At 71.5% G+C, this 19,578-nt stretch carries 15 protein-coding genes and 1 pseudogene; 12 read left to right on the top strand and 4 right to left on the bottom strand.

The window, feature by feature from the left end; genetic code table 11:
* The 8 genes and pseudogenes from QFW81_RS01645 to QFW81_RS01610 form a co-directional block, all read left to right on the top strand.
* Positions 1–312, top strand: a pseudogene (locus QFW81_RS01645) (methyl-accepting chemotaxis protein); the annotation flags it as partial.
* Positions 313–357: 45 nt separating this feature from the next.
* Positions 358–2,661: a putative bifunctional diguanylate cyclase/phosphodiesterase gene (locus QFW81_RS01640; protein WP_280576824.1), complete on the top strand. Its 2,304-nt coding sequence runs from the start codon at positions 358–360 to the stop codon at positions 2,659–2,661.
* On the top strand, positions 2,654–3,529 hold the full coding sequence (locus tag QFW81_RS01635; RefSeq protein ID WP_280576823.1) for a CheR family methyltransferase: 876 nt from the start codon (positions 2,654–2,656) through the stop codon (positions 3,527–3,529). The genes QFW81_RS01640 and QFW81_RS01635 overlap by 8 nt, the downstream gene beginning before the upstream one ends.
* A complete protein-coding gene (gene cheD / locus QFW81_RS01630) occupies positions 3,526–4,116 on the top strand; it encodes a chemoreceptor glutamine deamidase CheD (protein ID WP_280576822.1) in 591 nt (196 codons plus the stop codon). The genes QFW81_RS01635 and cheD overlap by 4 nt, the downstream gene beginning before the upstream one ends.
* Position 4,117: 1 nt before the next feature.
* Positions 4,118–5,164, top strand: coding sequence for a protein-glutamate methylesterase/protein-glutamine glutaminase (locus QFW81_RS01625; RefSeq protein WP_280576821.1), 1,047 nt, complete (start codon positions 4,118–4,120; stop codon positions 5,162–5,164).
* A gap of 62 nt (positions 5,165–5,226) precedes the next feature.
* A complete protein-coding gene (locus QFW81_RS01620) occupies positions 5,227–6,405 on the top strand; it encodes a methyl-accepting chemotaxis protein (RefSeq protein WP_331488018.1) in 1,179 nt (392 codons plus the stop codon).
* A gap of 56 nt (positions 6,406–6,461) precedes the next feature.
* Positions 6,462–8,273, top strand: a complete 1,812-nt coding sequence (locus tag QFW81_RS01615) for an ATP-binding protein (protein WP_280576819.1) — start codon at positions 6,462–6,464, stop codon at positions 8,271–8,273.
* Positions 8,274–8,384: 111 nt separating this feature from the next.
* Positions 8,385–9,446, top strand: coding sequence for an HDOD domain-containing protein (locus QFW81_RS01610; RefSeq protein WP_280576818.1), 1,062 nt, complete (start codon positions 8,385–8,387; stop codon positions 9,444–9,446).
* A 16-nt stretch (positions 9,447–9,462) separates the two neighbouring features.
* Here QFW81_RS01610 and QFW81_RS01605 read toward each other — a convergent pair whose 3' ends face one another.
* From QFW81_RS01605 to QFW81_RS01595, 3 genes are read right to left on the bottom strand one after another with little or no spacing between them, the layout of a single operon-like run.
* Positions 9,463–9,609 (bottom strand): DUF2474 family protein, encoded by a 147-nt coding sequence (locus QFW81_RS01605; protein ID WP_280576817.1) that lies wholly within the window; start codon positions 9,607–9,609, stop codon positions 9,463–9,465.
* Complete coding sequence (gene cydB, locus QFW81_RS01600; RefSeq protein WP_280576816.1) at positions 9,609–10,610, bottom strand: cytochrome d ubiquinol oxidase subunit II; 1,002 nt, start codon at positions 10,608–10,610, stop codon at positions 9,609–9,611. The genes QFW81_RS01605 and cydB overlap by 1 nt, the downstream gene beginning before the upstream one ends.
* Complete coding sequence (locus QFW81_RS01595) at positions 10,607–12,106, bottom strand: cytochrome ubiquinol oxidase subunit I (RefSeq protein ID WP_280576815.1); 1,500 nt, start codon at positions 12,104–12,106, stop codon at positions 10,607–10,609. Before QFW81_RS01595 ends, cydB begins: the two co-directional genes overlap by 4 nt.
* A gap of 621 nt (positions 12,107–12,727) precedes the next feature.
* On the opposite strand from QFW81_RS01595, the gene QFW81_RS01590 reads away from it, so the two are divergent.
* The 4 genes from QFW81_RS01590 (at position 12,728) to QFW81_RS01575 (ending at position 18,316) form a co-directional block, all read left to right on the top strand.
* Complete coding sequence (locus QFW81_RS01590; RefSeq protein WP_280576814.1) at positions 12,728–13,231, top strand: hypothetical protein; 504 nt, start codon at positions 12,728–12,730, stop codon at positions 13,229–13,231.
* Positions 13,232–13,381: 150 nt separating this feature from the next.
* Complete coding sequence (ligD, locus tag QFW81_RS01585) at positions 13,382–16,243, top strand: non-homologous end-joining DNA ligase (protein WP_280576813.1); 2,862 nt, start codon at positions 13,382–13,384, stop codon at positions 16,241–16,243.
* Positions 16,244–16,311: 68 nt separating this feature from the next.
* Positions 16,312–17,229, top strand: coding sequence for a non-homologous end joining protein Ku (ku, locus tag QFW81_RS01580; protein ID WP_280576812.1), 918 nt, complete (start codon positions 16,312–16,314; stop codon positions 17,227–17,229).
* Positions 17,230–17,248: 19 nt separating this feature from the next.
* Positions 17,249–18,316, top strand: coding sequence for an SDR family oxidoreductase (locus QFW81_RS01575; RefSeq protein WP_280576811.1), 1,068 nt, complete (start codon positions 17,249–17,251; stop codon positions 18,314–18,316).
* 239 nt (positions 18,317–18,555) lie between these two features.
* Here the strand turns inward: QFW81_RS01575 and QFW81_RS01570 are convergent, their stop codons facing one another.
* Positions 18,556–19,326 (bottom strand): N-acetylmuramoyl-L-alanine amidase, encoded by a 771-nt coding sequence (locus QFW81_RS01570; RefSeq protein WP_280576810.1) that lies wholly within the window; start codon positions 19,324–19,326, stop codon positions 18,556–18,558.
* Between the last annotated feature and the right edge of the window lie 252 nt (positions 19,327–19,578).

Below are 19,578 nucleotides of genomic sequence, written 5' to 3'. Positions count from 1 at the left end.
CGGGTCACCGACATCATCGCCGACATCTCGGCCGCTTCGCAGGAGCAGTCCTCGGGCATCGAGCAGGTCAACGTGGCGATCACCCAGATGGACGAGGGCACCCAGCAGAACGCCGCGCTCGTCGAGGAGGCCACGGCCGCGGCGCGCAGCATGGAACAGCAGGCCGGGCAGCTGGTGCAGACCGTCTCGGTGTTCCGGGTGCAGGACGGGTCACGCACGCAGCCGCAGGCCGCCGCTGCGCACGCCGGCGCGCAGCCGGGACGTGGAACGCGCCGCCTGTCGGTGGCGCCCACGGCCGACGCGCTCGCCTGATCCGCCTGTTCGCCTCCCCCGCCCCCACGACGGATCGTCATGCCCATGCTCGCCCCACGCGCCGACGGTGCCGACGCACGCCCCTGCAAGCCGGTCGCATCCGCGCCGGCGTCGGGCCCGTCGCCCGGTGACGGCACGCCGGTCCCGGCGGACGGCAACGACCGCGATGGGGGCCATGCGGCGCTGCTCTCGGTGGCCGCCGACCTGCTCGACTGCCCGTGCATCGCGCTGTGGCTGGTCGAGGATGGCGTGCCACGCCTGGTCGCCACCCGCGGGCTGGAGCTGACACCGGTATTCGCGAAGTCGCGGCTCCACGGCCTGGTGGCCGCGGATCGGCCGGTCGCGGTGGTGGCCGATGCGCGCCAGGATCCGGCATTCGGCGACGATGTGCTGGTGACCGGAGCCGAGCTGCGCCACGTCGCGGCCGCGGCGCTGCTGTCGCCCGACGGCACGCTGACCGGCGTCCTCGTGGCCGGCGACGCATGCCGGCGCACCGAACCGGCCGACGCGGTCGCGTCGCGCCTGCGCTCGCTGGCGGCGCTGGCCACGCGTGCCCTGGCCAGTCCGCTGCTCGCGCGCTGTCGCCAGGTCGCCGAGGCCGGTTTCAGCGCGATCGTGGTGGTCGACGGTCGCGGATCGACGATCTTCGCCAACGCTGCGGCGCGCGAACTGCTCGGCGCCGCGGCCACGCCCGGCCAGCCGCTCGAGCACCTGGTGCCGCTGTCGCTCCAGCTCGATCCCGACGCCGTGGCCGACTGGCTGCATGCGCCGGCCTCGGCCGGAAACGACGTGCCGAGCTCGCGCGAGTTGCGCATCCGCGATGCGCTGGGTGAACTGCGCGTGGTCGAGGCGGTGCGCTGCAGCTGGCACGACGGCATCGCCCTGGTGCTGCGCGACATCACCGACCACGGTGCCACCCGGCGCGAACCGCCTTCGGGACGCCGCGACCCGCTGACCGGTCTGCCCAACCGCGACGCCCTGTTCGCCAGCATCGACGCGCTGCGCGGACGTGGCGCACGCCTGGGCGTGGCGCTGCTGGGCCTGGACAACTTCCGCGCCATCAACGAGGCCCTCGGCCACGTGATCGGCGACACCGTGCTGCAGGTGGTGGCGTGCCGATTGATGGCCTGGCTGCCGGCCGACGCGCACCTGGTGCGTTTCGGTGGCGACGAGTTCGCGATCCTGTTCGAGACGCCCGCGACCGCGGACGAGCTCGAACCGCGCCTGCAGGCCCTCCTGCGCGACCTGGCGCGGCCATGCGAGGTCGAACACCAGCGCGTCCACGTCGAGGCCTGCATCGGCCTGGCCTTCGACGAGGCCGAGGCCGTGGCCGCGTACGAGGATTCCGGCAGCAGCGGGCTGCTTGCGCTCGCCGCGCTGGCGCTGCGCCATGCCAAGCGCGCCGGCACCCTGCAGCTGCGCCGGTTCTCGCCGGCGATGCGCGAGGAAGCCGTCGACCGCCGCCATCTCGACCTCGAACTGCGACGCGCGTTCCGCGACGGCGAGTTCGAACTGCACTACCAGCCGCAGATCGACCTCGCCAGCGGGATGGCCTCGGGCGCGGAAGCGCTGCTGCGCTGGCGCCATCCCGAGCGCGGCCTGCTGATGCCGGTCGCCTTCATCGAAGCGCTGGCCCGCAGCGCGATCGCGCCCGCGGTGGGCAACTGGATCCTGCAGCAGGCCTGCCGCGACGCCGCCGGCTGGCCGGTCCTGCACGGACGCCGGCTCAAGGTCGGCGTCAACCTGTTCCCGGCGCAATTCAACGACGACGCGCTGGTGGACAAGGTCGACGCCGCACTGCGCACCAGCGGCCTGCCCGCCGACCAGCTCGAGATCGAGCTGACCGAGACCATCGCACTGCGCGACGACGGCGTGGCCGAGAAGACGCTGCTGCAGCTGCGCAGCCGCGGCATCCGCGTGTCCTACGACGATTTCGGCACCGGCCACGCCTCGCTGTCGATGTTGCACCGGCTGCCGGTGGACCGGGTCAAGATCGACCGTTCCTTCGTCCGCGACCTGGTCGCCAGCCGCGGCGACAAGGCCATCGTGCGTTCGATCACGCTGATCGCGAAGAACTTCGACATGGAGGTGATCGCCGAGGGCGTGGAATCACGCGACCAGGTGCTGCTGCTGCGCGAGTTCGGCTGCCATGAGGTGCAGGGCTTCCTGTACTCGATGGCACTGGCGCCGCGCCTGTTCGAGCGCTGGCTGTCCGACCACGTGCCGCAGGCGGCCACCGCCCCGACGGCAACGGAGACGGCGCCCGCGGACGCGCCCGTCGATCCGGCGGATCCCGCGCAGGCGGCCGCCGCCGCGGCGATGGCCGCCGCGGAGCCGTGTCATGGCTGAGCTGCTGCGCGAGCCGCCGCCTACTGCGACCGGAGAGCGCACGTTCGCGTTCGAGGATCGCGATTTCCGCCGCGTGTGCCGCATGATCTACGAGCGCGCCGGCATCAGCCTGGGCGACCACAAGCGCGACATGGTCTACAGCCGCCTGGTGCGTCGCCTGCGCGCGCTCGGCATCGAACGCTTCAGCGACTACCTCGACCTGGTGGACACCGACGCGGGCGACGAGCCGGAACAGTTCGTCAACGCGCTCACCACCAACCTCACCTCGTTCTTCCGCGAAGCGCACCACTTCCCGCTGCTGGCCACCCAGCTGCGCGCGGCCCACCGCGGCGGCGCGCCGCTGCTGGTGTGGTGCTGCGCGGCGTCCACCGGCGAGGAACCCTATTCGCTCGCGATCACCGGCTGCGAGGCCTTCGACACCCTGACCCCGCCGGTCCGGATCCTGGCCACCGACATCGACACGACCGTGCTGCAGTCCGCGGCGCGCGGGGTGTATGCGCTCGACCGCATCGATGCGCTGGAACTGCCGCGCAAGCGCCGCTTCTTCCAGCGTGGCGCCGGCGCCAACGCCGGCCTGTGCCGAGTGCGCCCGGAACTGCGCGCGCTGGTCGAGTTCCGGCCGCTGAACCTGCTCGACCGCGACTACGGCCTCAAGCGCGGCGCCTACGCCGCGGTGTTCTGCCGCAACGTGATGATCTACTTCGACAAGCCCACCCAGTACGGCGTGCTGCAGCGCATCGCGCCGCTACTGGCCGCCGATGGTCGGCTGTATACCGGGCATTCGGAGAGCTTCAACCACGCCGCCGACCTGGTGGCGCCCTGCGGCCGGACCATCTACCGGTCCGTAGCCGAGGGTGGTGGCGGGTGAGCGCCACCCTGGCCGTACCGTCCACGGGCGGTTACTTCGACTCCGCGCTGCAGACCCAGGCGATCCGCCTGCTGCCGGCCGACTACCTGGTGACCGACCAGCCGATCGCGCTGGTGACGCTGCTGGGGTCGTGCGTGGCCGCGTGCCTGTACGACCCGGCGATGCGACTGGGCGGGATGAACCACTTCATGCTGCCCGGCGGCGGCGACAACGACGCCACCTCCGCGCGCTACGGCGTCAACGCCATGGAGCTGCTGATCAACGACCTGCTCAAGCGCGGCGCCCGGCGCCAGCGCCTGCAGGCCAAGGTGTTCGGCGGCGGCAACGTGCTGAGCGGCTTCCACAGCCATCCCATCGGCACCCGCAACGCGCGCTTCGTGCTCGACTACCTGGACGCGGAGAAGATCCCGGTGCTGGCGCAGGACCTGGGCGACAACCAGGCGCGCAAGGTCGGCTTCTTCGTGCAGACCGGGCGCAGCCTGGTCAAGCGCCTGCCGGCCACCCGCGACGAGGTGGTGGACGCCGAGCGCGCGCTGTACGGGCGCCTGGCGCGCGCGCCGGTCGCCGGCACCGTGGAACTGTTCTGACATGGCGCGCCGCCCCATCCGCGTGCTGGTGGTCGACGACTCGGCGCTGGTCCGGGCGCTGATGTCCGAACTGCTGGGCGACGATCCCGGCATCGAGGTGGTGGGCACCGCGGCCGATCCCTACATCGCACGCGAGAAGATCAAGCAGCTGTCGCCCGACGTGCTCACGCTCGACGTCGAGATGCCGCGCATGGACGGGCTGACCTTCCTGCGCAACCTGATGCGGCTGCGCCCGATGCCGGTGCTGATGGTCTCCTCGCTGACCGAAGCCGGCGCGACGGTGACGCTCGACGCGCTCGCGCTCGGTGCGGTCGATTTCATCGCCAAGCCCAAGATCGACGTCGCCCGCGGCCTGGCCGGCTACGGTCCGATGCTGGTGGAGAAGATCAAGCAGGCCGCCACGGCGCGCGTCGCGCGCACCACGGCGACATCGGCGCCGGCGCCCCCGCTCGAAGGTCCGCTCGGCTACCGCACCACCGAGCGCCTGCTGGCGATCGGGGCCTCCACGGGCGGTACCGAAGCGATCCGCGAGGTGCTCGAGCAGATGCCGGCCGACGCGCCAGCCACGGTCATCGTGCAGCACATCCCGGCTGCGTTCAGCGGCCCGTTCGCAGAGCGCCTGGATCGCCACAGCCGCATGACCGTGATGGAGGCGAGCGACCAGCAGCCGCTGCTCGCCGGCCACGCCTATGTCGCTCCCGGCGGACGCCACCTGCGCGTGGTGCGCAGCGGTGCGCGCTGGGTCTGCCGGCTGGGCGACGACGATCCGGTGCGCCGCCACCGCCCGAGCGTGGACGTGCTGTTCGAATCGGTGGCCGCGCACGCCGGGCGCAACGCCAGCGCCGCGCTGCTCACCGGCATGGGCGACGACGGCGCGGCGGGCCTGCTGGCGCTGCGCCGCGCGGGCGCGCGCACCCTGGCCCAGGACGAGTCCAGCAGCGTGATCTGGGGGATGCCCGGGGCCGCGGTCGCGCTCGGCGCCGCCGACGAGGTCGTGCCTCTGGAACAGGTCGCGCGCCGCCTGCTCGCCACCCCGCGCGAGCGCTAAAGCACGCCGCACCGCTGCCGTTACCAACGGCAGACCACTTCATGTACCCGGCAGGACCGACGATGGATTCGCGTGTATTGCTTCGCCTCGCAGCACCCGTGGCGCTCACCCTCGTGCTGGTCCTCGCGCAGGCGCTGGATCTCGCCCCCGCCGTCCGCTGGGGCGCGCTGGCGGCCATGGCCCTGGCCTGGCTCGGCTTCGCCTGGACCGTGGTCCGGCCCTCGTCGGGCGATACGGCACTGCTGCGCGAACAGAGCCGCGTGCTGGAGGACCTGCGCACCTTCATCGGTGCGGAAGTCCAGGGATCGCGCGACGAGATCGAGCGCACCCGCGAACTGATCCGCGAATCAGTGGCCAAGCTCGGCTCCAGCTTCGACGCGGTCAACCGCAAGTCGCGCCAGCAGAGCGAGGTCGCCTCGCGCATCATCGACCGTCGCAGCGAAGGCGACGGCAGCGGTTCGGACGTGCACCGCTTCGCGCTCCAGGCCAGCCAGCAGATGGAGCAGCTGGTCGAGGCGCTGGAAGCCGTCAGCGGCCAGAGCGGCGCGACCGTGACCCACATCGACGCGATGGCCGAGCACCTGGACGGCATCTTCTCGCTGCTCGAGGACGTCAAGTCGATCGCCGACCAGACCAACCTGCTCGCGCTCAACGCCGCGATCGAGGCCGCGCGCGCCGGCGAGGCCGGCCGCGGCTTCGCGGTGGTGGCCGACGAGGTGCGCAACCTGTCGGAGCGCTCGACCGCGTTCAACGAACAGATCCGCAAGCTGGCGCACAGCTCCAAGGACTCGATCGCCCGCGTGCGCGACACGGTCAGCACGATGGCCTCGCGCGACCTCGACCGCAGCCGCGTGGCCCGCGCCGAGGCCGCCGCGATGCTCGAGCGCGTCGACGGCATCAACCGCAACCTGGGCACCGGCATGCGCGAGATCGCCGAGTGCAGCAAGTCGATCGACGGCTCGGTCGCCGAGGCGGTGCGTTCGCTGCAGTTCGAGGACATCGCCACCCAGGCGCTGGGCGCGGCCAACGTGCACCTCGACCGCCTGGGCGCGATCAACCGAGAGGCGACCGTGCTGCAGGAGCTGCTGCACCGCAGCGGCGGCCAGTCCGGCACGGAACTGCGCCAGGCGCTGGTGCAGATCGGCCAGCGGATCGCGCAGATGCGCGGCGAGTGGGAGCGTCCGCCGCACAAGCCGGTGACCCAGCAGTCGATGGATGCCGGCAGCGTCGAGCTGTTCTGACCCCGGCAATCCGCCCGAGGTTGCGGCCGGGCCGCCCCGGCCGGTAGCGTGGGGCCATGCCCGATCCCGCGACCGCCTCCACGCCCCGGCCCGCCCGGGCCCTGCTCGGCGAGTTCACCCGGCTGCTGCTGCTCGCGGTCGTGCTGCCCGTGCTGGTGCTGTCGGGCGTGCTGCTGTGGCAGGCCTCGGTCTCGGTGCGCGAGCAGAGCGCGACCCGGCTCGCCGCCACTGCAAATGCCGGCGCGCGCGAGCTGGAGGGATTCCTGCAGGTGCACCAGGCGGCGCTGCAGGTGCTGGCCGACCGCCGCGCGACCGAAGGCAACCTGGACGACGTGCAGCGGTGGCAGGCCGACCTGGCGCGCATCAGCCGCCACTATCCGGCCTTCGCCACGATGCTGGTGACCGATGCGCAGGGGCGGGTCCTGGCCAGCACTCCGCCGCTGTCCGCCAGCGGACCCCGCTCGGTCGCCGATCGCGAATACTTCCGGGTGCCCGCGCGGACCGGCCGCAGCCATGTCTCCAACGCGTTCCGTGGCCGCGGCCACGGCCGCGACGTGCTGGTCGCGGTGTCGGTGCCGATCCAGGTCGACGGCCGCTTCGCCGGCGTTCTCGAAGGCTCGATCCTGGTCGACTCGCTGGGCATGCGCCGCGGCGGGCTCGAGGAACACGGCTTCGAAGTGCTGCTGCTCGACCGCGCGCTGACGGTGGTGCAGGCCAGCGCCGGCGTGCCGCAGCGCCCGCTTTATGCCCTTGGAGACGCCAGGGGCGACCGCGACCTGGCGCGCGTGTCGAACGGCGGCGGCATGGGATCGCTGCGCGCGGCACTGCGCGACGGCGAAGACGCGTTCGCCTTCGCCGCCCGCCTGGACAACGGCTGGCGCCTGGTGCTGCTGCAGCCGCACGGCGCGGTCGACGCCGAACTGCGGCGCAATGCGCTTGCGCTGCTGGCGGTGCTGGCACTGTTGCTGACCGGCCTGCTCGCGGTGGTGGTGGCCAAGCTGCGGCGCCTGGGCGACAGCGTGCACCGCCTGCTCGAGCGCATGCAGCAGTTCGCGCTCGACAGCGACCCGGCGCCGATCGCACCCGACGACCTGCCCAGCGAACTGCTGCCGCTGGCCGACACGATGAACGCGCTGGCCGCGCGCGCGCGCGCGTCCTACGACGCGGTCAACCTGAGCCTGCAGGAGCAGAGCCACCTGCGCGAAGAGCTGCAGTCGGTGGCCCAGCGCCTGCTCACCGTGCAGGAGGACGAGCGGCGCGCGCTGTCGCGCGAACTGCACGACGACATCGGCCAGTCGATCACCGCGATCAAGCTCGCGGCCACCTCCCTGACCGACGACTCCCTCGCCACGGACGCCGCGGTGCGTCGCGAGATCCTCGACGAGGTGATCGAGATTGCCGACCAGACCGTGCTGAAGCTGCGCAACCTCTCGCTGCTGCTGCGCCCGCCGCAGCTCGATTCGCTCGGCCTGGAAGCCGCGCTGCGCGGGCAGGTCGCCGTGCTGGCGCGCAACAGCCGGCTCGACATCGGACTGGACGTGGCGCCGGTCGGGCGACGGCTGCCGGCGGAGGTCGAACTGGCCTGCTTCCGCATCGCCCAGGAGGCGCTGACCAACGTCGCCCGCCACGCCGGCGCCACGCGGGCCGAGGTCAGCGTCGCCGTGCAGGACAGCGGCGGCGGACGCAGCCTGGTGCTGCGCGTCACCGACGACGGTCGCGGGATCGACCCGGAGCGCCCGGGCGGGCTGGGGTTGCTGACGATGCGCGAACGGGCCACGCAGCTCGGCGGCAGCCTCTCCATCAGCGCGCGCCGTGCCGGCGGTACTCAGGTCTGCGCCGTGCTGCCGATACCGGGGGACAACGCCTGAGTGCGTGACGGCTGGAACTGTGCGCCGCGTGGAAGAACGCGCAGCGCGCGCTACGGCCACGTGCGGCGGCACGGTATCGTTCCGGGTCCTGGGGAGTCGAAGGGGAATGCAGTGCGGATCGTTGTAGTCGGGGGCGATGTTGCCCACATCGCGGGCGTGGCGTCGGAACTGGCCGAGCACGACCTGGAATGGCGCCTGGACCACGTGTCCTCGGATGCCGACGTCCCGGCCGCCGGGTCGGCCGATGCACCCGACGTGATCGTCTGCGCCTCGCGCGTCGGCGCCAGCGCGGGCCTGCCCGTGCTGGCGGGCCTGTACCGCCGGCATCCCGACGCGATGCGCATCCTGCTGGTGGCACCGGACGGCGACCACGACCTGTTCGATGCGCTCACCAACAGCCACCGCATCCTCAACGAACCGCTGGACTCGCTGGCGCTCATCGACGCGGTCGAGAGCGTGGCGGAACTTCGTACCCTGCTCGACGACCCGGCGCTGAAGTCCGCGATCGAGCGCGTCGGCACGCTGCCGGCCGCGCCGCGCCAGTACCTGGCGCTGACCACCCTGCTGCGCGATCCCGACAGCACCGCGGCGAAGATCGCCGAAGTCGTGTCGCAGGACCCGACCGTCGCCGCGCGCGTGCTGCGGCTGTCGAACTCGGCGTACTACTCGGGCGGCCGCGAGATCACCGACCTGCGCTCGGCGGTGACGCGCCTGGGCCACAACACGCTGCGCCAGCTGGTACTGGCCAGCGAAGTCTTCTCCGCCGGACCCGAAGCCGACGAACTGCGCGAGCGCGCGCTGCGCATCTCGCAGCTGGCCGGCAAGCTGCTGGCCGGCCCCAGTGCCGACCTCGCCACCACCGCCGGCCTGCTGGCCGAGGTCGGCCTGCTGCTGCCGCGGACCGCGATCGACCCGTCCACCACGTCCTACAGCACCACGGGTGCCTACCTGCTGGGGTTGTGGGGCCTGCCGGCGCCGATCGTCGAGGCGGTGGCGTTCCACGACCGCCCCTCGCGCGTGCGCGGCAGCTTCTGGGTCACCGGTGCGGTGCACGTGGCCGCGGCGCTGGTCAACGGCCGCGAACCCGACGAGGCCTACCTGCGCTCGGTCGGCCAGTACGACCGCCTGCCGCGCTGGCGCGAGATGGCCAGGGCCTCCACCGCCACCGACTGATCGCAGGCGCGCGAGCTCACGCGATCCACAGCCGCAGCAGCCACGCCACGGCGCCCACGCTCGCCAGCCCGGCGAGCCAGAGCGCGACGAACCACGCCAGCCGCTTCCACAGTGGTCCCGGAGCGGTCTTGGTCGCCGTGCGCGGCATCAGCGTACGCGGCATCAGTGATACCCCGCGTGGCCGACCTTGCCGCGGAACACCCAGTAGGCCCAGCCGGTGTAGGCCAGGATCACCGGGATCAGCACCACCGCGCCCACCAGCATGAAGCGCAGGCTGGCGTCCGGCGCGGCGGCGGCGTGGATGTCCAGCGCGCGCGGCACGATGTACGGGAACATGCTGATCGCCAGCCCGGCGAAGGTCAGCGCAAACAGCCCCAGCGTGAGCAGGAACGGCGCCAGTTCGCGCCCCCGGCGCAGCGCGCGCCAGAACGCGTAGCCCAGGATCGCGGTCAGCAGCGGCACCTGCGCGGTCAGCAGCACCACCGGATACGTGGTCCAGCGGCGGTGGTAGTCGAACTCCAGGCCGAGCGTGGCCAGGCTCACGCCCACGATGCCCGCCAGCAGCCCCAGCGCCAGCCAGGGTGCGAGCCGGCGCGCATGGGCCTGGGTCCCGCCTTCGGTCTTCCACACCAGCCAGGTCGCCCCGAGCAGCGCGTAGCCGACGACCACGCTGGCGCCGGTGAGCAGCGAGAACGGGGTCAGCCAGTCGAGCCAGCCGCCGGCGTAGGCACGGTCCTCCACCGCGATCCCCTGCAGCAGCGCGCCCAGGGTCACGCCCTGCGCGAACGCGGCCACCAGTGAGCCGCCGGTGAACGCCACGTCCCACCACGGCCGGTGCGCCGGGTCGCGCCAGCGCGCCTCGAACGCCACGCCGCGGAACACCAGTCCCAGCAGCATCGCGATGATCGGTGGATACAGCGCGGTCAGGACCACGCCGTACGCGAGCGGGAACGCGGCCATCAGCCCGCCGCCGCCCAGCACCAGCCAGGTCTCGTTGCCGTCCCATACCGGGGCCACGGAATTGATCGCCTGGTCGCGCTCGCGCCCGGCCGGGAACACCGGGAACAGGATGCCGATGCCCAGGTCGAAGCCGTCCATCACCACGTAGGCGAAGACCGCGAACAGGATCAGCAGTGCCCAGGCGGTGGGCAGGTCGAGGTTCATCGTGCATCTCCCCGCGGCGCGGCGTCGCCGATGCGTTCGGCCGGACCGGGGGTGATTCCGGCGGTGCGGATCGGGCCCTCGTCGCCGTCGGGCGCGGGCTCGTGCGCCTGCACGCCCTTGGCCATCAGCTTGAGGATGTACCAGGCCCCGAAGCCGAACACGATGAAGTACACCACCACGAACGCCACCAGCGAGGCGCCCACCGCCGGCGCGTCCAGCGGCGAGGCGCTCTCGGCCGTCGTCATCAGGTTGTAGACGGTGAACGGCTGGCGCCCGACCTCGGTGGTGACCCAGCCGGCGAGTACCGCGACGAAGCCCGCGGGCGACATCACCAGTGCCGCGCGATGCAGCGCCGGCCAGTCGTAGAGCCGCCTGCGCACGCGCGCCACCAGGCTCCACGCGCCCAGCGCCAGCATCGCCAGTCCGAGCCCCACCATGATCCGGAACGACCAGAACACGATCGGCACCGGCGGATGCAGGGCGGGATCGATGGTGTCGAGCCCGTCGAGCGGCGCGTCGAGGTCGTGCTTGAGGATCAGCGAGGACAGCTTGGGGATTTCGACCGCGTAGTCGACCCGCTGCTCGTCGGTGTTCGGCCAGCCGAACAGGATCAGCGGGGCGCCGTCGGGATGACTGTCGTAATGGCCTTCCATCGCCATCACTTTCGCCGGCTGGTGTTCGAGCGTGTTGAGTCCGTGCAAATCGCCGACCACGACCTGCAGCGGCGCCACCAGCGCGGCCATCCACATCGCCATCGAGAACATCGTGCGCGCGCCGACGATCGAGGGCGGCAGCGCCGGATCCTCGCCGGGCACGTCGGCGGCCGCATCGCTGGCCTGCTCGCGCGCCTGCGCGCGCCGGTGCCGCAGCAGGTGCCAGGCGCCCACCCCGCCTACCGCGAGCGCGGTGGTCAGGTAGGCGCCGATCACCGTGTGCACCAGCCGGTAGGGGAAACTGGGGTTGAAGATGATGGCCCACCAGTCCTCCGGCACGAACTGGCCGACGGCATTGGTCCCGAATCCCGCCGGCGTGTGCATCCAGCTGTTCGCGCTGAGGATCCAGAACGCGGAGATGAAGGTGCCGATCGCGACCATCAGCGTGGCCAGGAAATGCAGCCGCGGCCCGACCCGGTTCATGCCGAACAGCATCACGCCGAGGAAGCCGGCCTCCAGGAAGAACGCGGTCATCACCTCGTAGGCCATCAGTGGGCCGATGACCGGTCCGGCGCGATCGGAGAACACCGCCCAGTTGGTGCCGAACTGGTAGGACATCACGATGCCCGAGACCACCCCCATCGCGAACGCGACCGCGAAGATCTTCACCCAGAACCGGAACAGGTCGAGGTAGACCTGCCGGCCGGTCTTCAGCCACAGCGCCTCGAGCACGGCGAGGTAGCTCGCCAGCCCGATCGAGAACGCCGGGAAGATGAAGTGGAAGCTGACCGTGAACGCGAACTGGATCCGCGCCAGCAGCACGGCGTCAACGTCGGCGAACATGACGACTCCCTGCGCTGCGGAAGGAGAACCGCGGGTGGCACACCGCGATCACCGCACGCGGAACCCGCCGCGCGGATCGCTCCACGGCGGCACGCGTGACGGTTGGCGATGGTCGGTGGCGCATGGCCGGCTTGTCCTCGCTCGGTGCGGGTCGACGCATGCGCGTCTGCGCCGCGCCGCGCTGGACGGGAAGAGACGTCGCGGCTGCCAGGGCGCTGCGCCTGCGTCGACCGTCCTGCGACGATGATACGCCCGGGCATTCGCCATGCATCACGTCATATTGACCCAGGTGAAGCCGACGCACCGGTGCGATGCACGTGGCTGCGGACGCTGCGCACGTCCCGGGCAGGCGCGATGCAGGGCCTCGTCAGGCGGGTGCGGACGCTGCACGCATGCGCCTGCTTCACGCAACCGTGCCTCCCACAGGCGCAGGCTGAGGCGTCCCTCGCGAATCGATGGAAAACCCATGGCCAGATGCGATGTCTGCGGCAACGACACCGGATGCGTCCGCTTCGTGCGATCTGCACGGTCCCGTGCCGCGTCCGATGGTTTTGAAGATGCATTCCGCGCGTCCGTTCCGCAGTGCGACCCGGTCCGGCCGCATGCGAAGGACGGCCTCGCATGAGCACCCGCCGCATCTACAGCGCGCCCGACCTGGCGCGCGCCGAGCAGGCGATCGCCGCCGCGCGCGAGGCCGGTCTGGACGACGAGTGCCTGTCGCTGGTGGCCCGTTCCGACATCGAGGTCGGTGCGGTGCCCGACGAGATGAAGCAGGCCGATACCGACATGCTGCCCGCGGCCGCGCGCGGTGCCGGCTACGGGGCCGCGGCGGGCATGGTCGCCGGCCTGGCGGCGATGACCTTCCCGCCGCTGGGGCTCACGCTGGCAGGCGCCCTGCTCGGCGGCGGCGCGGCCGGCGCGCTGGTCGGGTCCTGGGCGTCGGCACTGGCGGGCGCGTCGATCCAGGAGCCGGAGCGGCGCCGCTACGAGGCGGAGATCGAAGCCGGGCGGGTGCTGGTGGTCGTGGATGCCGACGACGACCGGCAGGCAGGGCTGGTCGCGCCGTTCGACCAGCTCGGACTGGTGCAGCTGGAAGTGGACGGACACGAGACGCCGCACGCCTGACGTAAGCGCGGGTAGGCGCCGGCGGACGCGCCTGCCCGCCAGAATGCCCTCACCGTCCGCACGCACGCAGCCAGATGGCGTCGCGGACGCTGCGCCGTAGCGGCGGACGACTCCACGGCCCGCACACGCTGCGCCTGCCACGCTCGTGCCATGGCGCTCGAGGACTACCGCCGCAAGCGACGCTTCGGGCAGACCCCGGAGCCGGACGACCGCGCGCGCCGCGGCGCACGCGGCAGCCGTCCCATGTTCGTGGTCCAGCTGCATCACGCCAGCCGCCGCCACTACGATTTCCGGCTGCAGGTCGGCGACGTGCTGCGCAGCTGGGCCGTGCCCAAGGGGCCGAGCTTCGATCCCAAGGTCAAGCGTATGGCGGTGGAGGTCGAGGACCATCCGCTGGACTACGCCGCGTTCGAGGGCGAGATCCCCGCCGGGCACTACGGCGCCGGCCACGTCGCCCTGTTCGACCGCGGCACCTGGACCACGGAAGGCGATGTCGCCGCGCAGCTGGCCAAGGGCCACCTGCGCTTCGAGCTGCACGGCACGCGGCTCAAGGGCGGCTGGCACCTGGTGCGATCGGGCAAGCCGGCGCGTCAGCCGCAGTGGCTGCTGTTCAAGCAGAACGACGCTTGGGCCGGGCCGGCCGAGGCCGACGATCTGCTCGAGGGCGTGACCCCGCCGCCCGCGACCGGCCACGCCGCGAACAGGACGTCCGCTGCTCGCGCGAAGCGGGGCGGCGGCGACGCGCGCAAGCCGACGCGCCGACAGGACCCCGCGCCCGCCCGCACGCGCAGCGAGCCAGGAGGTGCGAAGGCGGCGACGCGCGCAGGCACCGGTCGGACGCGACGCACGAGGATCGACTGGCGTGCGGAGGCGGACAAACTGCCGGATGCGCGCAGACTCGCCCTGCCCGAAGACGCCCCCGAGCCCCAGCTCGCGCGGCTCGTCGCACAGCCGCCGGAAGGCGGACAGTGGCTGCACGAACTCAAGTGGGACGGTTATCGCCTGCTGGCGAGCCTGCACGACGGCGTGCCGCGGCTCTGGTCGCGCAATGGACTCGACTGGACCGACCGCGTGCCGGAGGCGCGCGACGCGCTGGCTGCGCTCGGCCCGCGCGAGGCGCTGATGGATGGCGAACTGATCGCCGTGCAGGGCCGCCGCGAGGACTTCAACGCGCTGCAGCAGGTGCTTTCCGGCGAACGCCAGGGCCGGCTGCGGCTGGTGCTGTTCGACCTGCTGCACCTGGACGGCATCGACCTGAGGCGTGCGCCCCTGCTCGCGCGCAAGCAGCTGCTCGAACGCCTGCTGGCGAAGGCGCCCGATGTGCTGGGCTACAGCTCGCATGGTCTCGGCGATGGCGGCGCCGCATTCCAGGCGGCGCTGGATGCGGGCTTCGAGGGCATCATTTCCAAGCGCATCGACGCCGCCTACCATCCCGGGCGCGGCGACGACTGGCGCAAGACCAAGGCCCAGGCCAGCGCCGAATACGCGGTGGTGGGCTATACCCCGCCCAAGGGCAGCCGGCGCGGCATCGGTGCGCTGCTGCTGGCCACGCCGGACGGGACCCACGGCTGGCGGTACGTCGGGCGCGTGGGCAGCGGCTTCAGCGATACGCAGCTGACGGCGCTGGGCGAACGCCTCTCGGGCAAGGGGCGCGACGCGGAGACGGTGTACGTGCCCGAGCACGATACCGACCTGCGCCAGGCGAAGTGGCTGCCGCGCCCCGCGTTCGTGGTGGAGGTGTTCCACCGCGGCACCGGCGGTCGCGGTCTGCTGCGACAGGCGAGCTTCAAGGCCCTGCGGCCCGACAAGCCGGTCTCGTCGCTGGCCGATGCCGGCGGCGACCGCATCGACGACAGCGCGGAGGACGCATCCATGGCGACACGCGACACACGCCGCGCCGGCACGCAGGGCTCGAAGCCGAAGCAGTCCACCAACGCGGGGAAGGCCGCGAAGGCCGCGAAGGCGACGAAGTCCGCAACGGAGGTCCGAAAAGCGAACAAGCGGTCGGCAAGCGCGTCGAAGACCACGGCATCGACCTCCACACGGGCGCGCAAGCAGGCCGGCGGTGCGGACAAGGCGGGCGCTTCCAGCCGTCGCGCTGCCGCCGGGACATCGCGCGCGACGCCAGCGGCGAAACGCGCCCGCGGCGGCACGCGCTCCCCGCCGGCGCTGTCGAGTCCGGAGAAGGTGCTGTTCCCCGACGACGGCATCACCAAGCAGCAGCTGGCCGACTACTACACGGCGGCGATGGACTGGCTGCTGCCCGAGATCGAAGGCCGTCCGCTGTCGCTGGTGCGCTGCCCGGGCGGGCTGCGCGCGCAGTGCTTCTTCCAGAAGCACGCCACCCCGGGCATGGACCTGGTCTCGAAGATCCCGCTGAAGGAATCCGACGGCGGCCGCGAGGACTATCTGTACGTGACCGACGCGGCCAGCGTGCTGGAACTGGTGCAGTTCAACACCCTCGAGTTCCACCCCTGGGGTGCACACGTGGACGATGTGGAGCACTGCGACCGGCTGGTGTTCGACCTCGATCCGGACACATCGATCGGCTGGCCCGACGTGGTCGCCGCGGCGCGGCAACTGCGCGGTTTCCTGTCGCAGGCGGGCCTGGAATCGTTCGTGCGCACCACCGGCGGCAAGGGTCTCCACCTGGTGGTGCCGCTGTCTCCGGCCGAGCCCTGGGAGCGGGCGCGGGCCTTCGCCCAGGCCGTGGCCGAAGCCGCGCGCGAGGCCGATCCGCTGCGCTACGTCGCCACCGCCAGCAAGCAGCGACGCAAGGGGCGGATCTTCATCGACTGGCTACGCAACGGCCGCGGCGCCACCAGCGTGGCCAGCTTCTCGGTGCGCGCACGCGCAGGCGCGCCGGTATGCATGCCGCTGCGCTGGGAGGAACTGGGCCGGGTACGCGCGGGCAACGCCTGGGACATCGGCAACGCACTGGCACGCCTGAAGCGGCTCAAGCGCCACCCCTGGGACGGGATCGACGCGGTGGTGCAGTCACTGCCCGGCTGAGCCTCTGCACGTTCCGACGACACCCGACGCGGCAGGCTGTGCGCCCGCCCCTCCGCGCGAGTGATGGCATGGCACGTCCCATCTGGACCGGCAACCTCAGCTTCGGCCTGCTCAACGTGCCGGTCTCGCTCATGTCCGGCACCCGCAGCAATGACCTGTCCTTCCGCATGCTCGACTCGCGCGACCGCAAGCCGATCCGCTTCGAGCGCGTCAACGCCGACACCGGCGAGGAAGTGCCGTGGAAGGAGATCGTCAAGGCCTTCGAGTACGACAAGGGCAGCTACGTGGTGATCGAGAAATCCGACATCGCCTCGGCCGCGCCCGAATCGCACGAGTCGGTGGAGATCGAGGCCTTCGTCGACCAGGAGGCGATCGACGTGCGCTTCTTCGAGAAGCCCTACGTGCTGGTGCCGGGCAAGAAGGCCGAGAAGGGCTACGTGCTGCTGCGCGAAACGCTGCGCAAGGCGAAGAAGATCGGCGTGGCGCGGGTGGTGATCCGCACCCGCGAATATCTCTCGGCGGTGATGCCGCAGGGCGACGCGCTGGTGCTGATGCTGATGCGCTATCCGCAGGAGCTGGTCGATCCGGCCGAATACAAGCTGCCCGCGGGCAAGGCCGGCGACTACCGCGTGAGCGCGAAGGAGCTGGAGATGGCGACCCAGCTGGTCGACTCGATGGCGGCGAAGTGGAACCCGGGTGACTACCACGACGAGTTCCGGGAACGCCTGGCCGAGATCATCCGCAAGCGGATCAAGAGCAAGGGCGCGACCACCCAGGTGCTGGACGAGCCGGAGCCCGAGGAGGACGCCGCCACCAACGTGGTCGATTTCGTGTCCCTGCTGCAGAAGAGCCTGAAGGACAACACCCGCACGCCGGCGAAGAAGACCGCGACGAAGAAGTCCGCGCCGCGCAAGGCGTCGAAGAAGAAGAAGACAGCCGCGAAGAAGACCACCAAGCCCGGCACGCGCACCCGCAAGGCCGGCTGATACAGGAGACCCGGATCGGATGGCACGCAGTAAATCCCCCCGCAAAGCACCGGCCCGCAAGGCCGGCAAGTCCCCGGCCAAGGCCGCCACACGCACAGCCACTGCACCTGGCGACGCGAAGGCCGCCCGTCGCACCGCACGCGGCCAGCGCGAACTGCAGGCGGTCATCGACCGCAAGGACGCCCGGCGGAAGGGCAAGGACAAGGGCGACGACGCGCCGATGCAGGCCGGCGCGCGCCGGCAACCCGAGCGCATGCCGGCGCAGCACGTGGCCAAGCCCGGCCACGAAGCCGATCTCGATCTCGCCCCCCGGTTCGAGGCGCCGGATTACCGCGGCAGCGGCAAGCTCGAAGGCATGAAGGCGATCGTCACCGGCTCGGATTCCGGCATCGGCCGCGCGGTCGCGGTACTGTTCGCGCGCGAGGGCGCGGACGTCGCCATCTTCTACCTCGACGAGCACGAAGACGCGAAGGAAACCGCGCGCTGGGTGGAGAAGGAAGGCCGCAAGGCGATGCTCGTGCCCGGCGACGTGCGCGATCCGGCGTTCTGCAACCGCGCGGTCAAGCGGGTGGCGAAGCAGTTCGGCCGGCTCGACGTGCTGGTCAACAATGCCGGCTTCCAGCTGCACGCCGAGCGCCTGGAGGACATCAGCGACGCGCATCTGCAGGAAACCCTGCAGACCAATGTCGCCGGCTACCTGCAGATGGCACGTGCGGCGCTCCCGCACATGGAAGAAGGCGCCTCGATCATCAACTGCGGCTCGGTGACCGGACTGTTCGGCAGCCCGAAGCTGATCGACTACTCGACTACCAAGGGCGCGATCCATGCGTTCACCAAGGCCCTGGCCTCGAACCTGATCCCGCGCGGCATCCGCGTCAACGCGGTCGCGCCGGGCCCGGTGTGGACGCCATTCAATCCCGCCGACAAGCCGGCCGACGAGGTCGGCGAGTTCGGCCAGGACAGCGCGATGGGCCGCGCGGCGCAGCCGGAGGAACTGTCGCCGGCGTTCGTGTTCCTGGCCTCGCCGGTGATGTCGAGCTACGTCAACGGCATCGTGCTTCCGGTGATGGGCGGGCCGAAGGGCTGAGCTGAGTCGGGCGTCCGGCAAGGTCGGTCGCGATCCGTTCGCGGTTGATCGCCGGCGGAAGATTGCGTCCGCGTCGGGTGATCGGGTCGGTCGCTCCCTGTTGAGCCATCCCGGCGAAGGCTTGGGGCGTACGCGACAGTCGCGCTCGACATTCTCCGCTCACACCGGAATGCGCGATGCGCCCGCCGTGCGTGTCGTGGAGCCTCGCAGGCGCGGATCCCGTCCCGCGGCACGTGCGGTCAGGGCGCTCCGGCTTCGCCCGAAGCCGACACGGGCGACCGCCGCCACGTCAGCGCATGCAGGATGCGCAGGTCCTCGGCGTCCAGCGCCTTGGCGTTGTCGCCGCGGAAGCGCATGCGGTAGGAGTGGATCGCGGCTTCGAGGTTGTCGACCGGATAGCCGACCAGGCGCAGCGCCTGCACCGGATCGAAACCGGGCGGTGGCCGCGGTGCGGCGGGATCGGGCCAGGCGCCGTAGCCGGCATCGGCCAGGCGTTTCCATGGAAACAGCGGGCCCGGGTCGATCTTGCGCCCGGGCGCGAGGTCGGAATGGCCGATCACCGCGTCCTTCGGAATCCGGTGTCGGCTGGTCAGGTCGTCGAGCAGCCGCAGCAGCGCGGCGACCTGCGGTTCGCTGAAGGGTTCGATGCCGTCGTTGTCGATCTCGATGCCGATCGAGGCCGAATTGAGTTCGTGGATCGTGCCCCAGCTGCCGGCGCCGGCATGCCAGGCGCGATGTTCGTCGGACACCAGCTGGTAGATCTCGCCGTCGTCCCCCACCAGGTAGTGCGAACTCACCGGGCCGCCGCTGTTGCGCGTGCGCAGGGTGCGCAGGCTCTGTGCGACCGAATCCTGCTCGGTGTAGTGCAGCACGATCACCTGCGCGCGCCGGGTATCGAAATTGTCCGAAGCCACCCAGGTGGCCATCGGGTTGCGTGGCGCGCCGTGCTGGCAGGCGGCGAGTGCGAGCGCGCAGGCGCACAGGATCGCAAGGCGGATTCGTGTCGGCATGCCCGCATTGCATCGCCTGCGCGCAGCGATTGCAAGCGAGTTGCTTCTCTGCGTGGTTCAGGTCGCCCTACGACCTCAGAAGTCGGCTGTGCCCGCAGACGGGAGTTGCAGGCAGAGCGCTGGTTCGCGATTGCGATCGCGCGATGGCGATGCTTCGTCGTTACCGGTGGCCTGTGCAGCGGCGTAGCCGGAAGGCAGGACGCCGTTCGACTGTCCGCTGCGACCTGACGGGCCCCGTGGCGGCCGGGAGCC

Origin of the sequence: Luteimonas kalidii (assembly GCF_029887935.1) — a bacterium.
GTDB lineage: Bacteria > Pseudomonadota > Gammaproteobacteria > Xanthomonadales > Xanthomonadaceae > Luteimonas > Luteimonas kalidii.
This window is presented reverse-complemented; position numbering and strand designations above follow the sequence as displayed.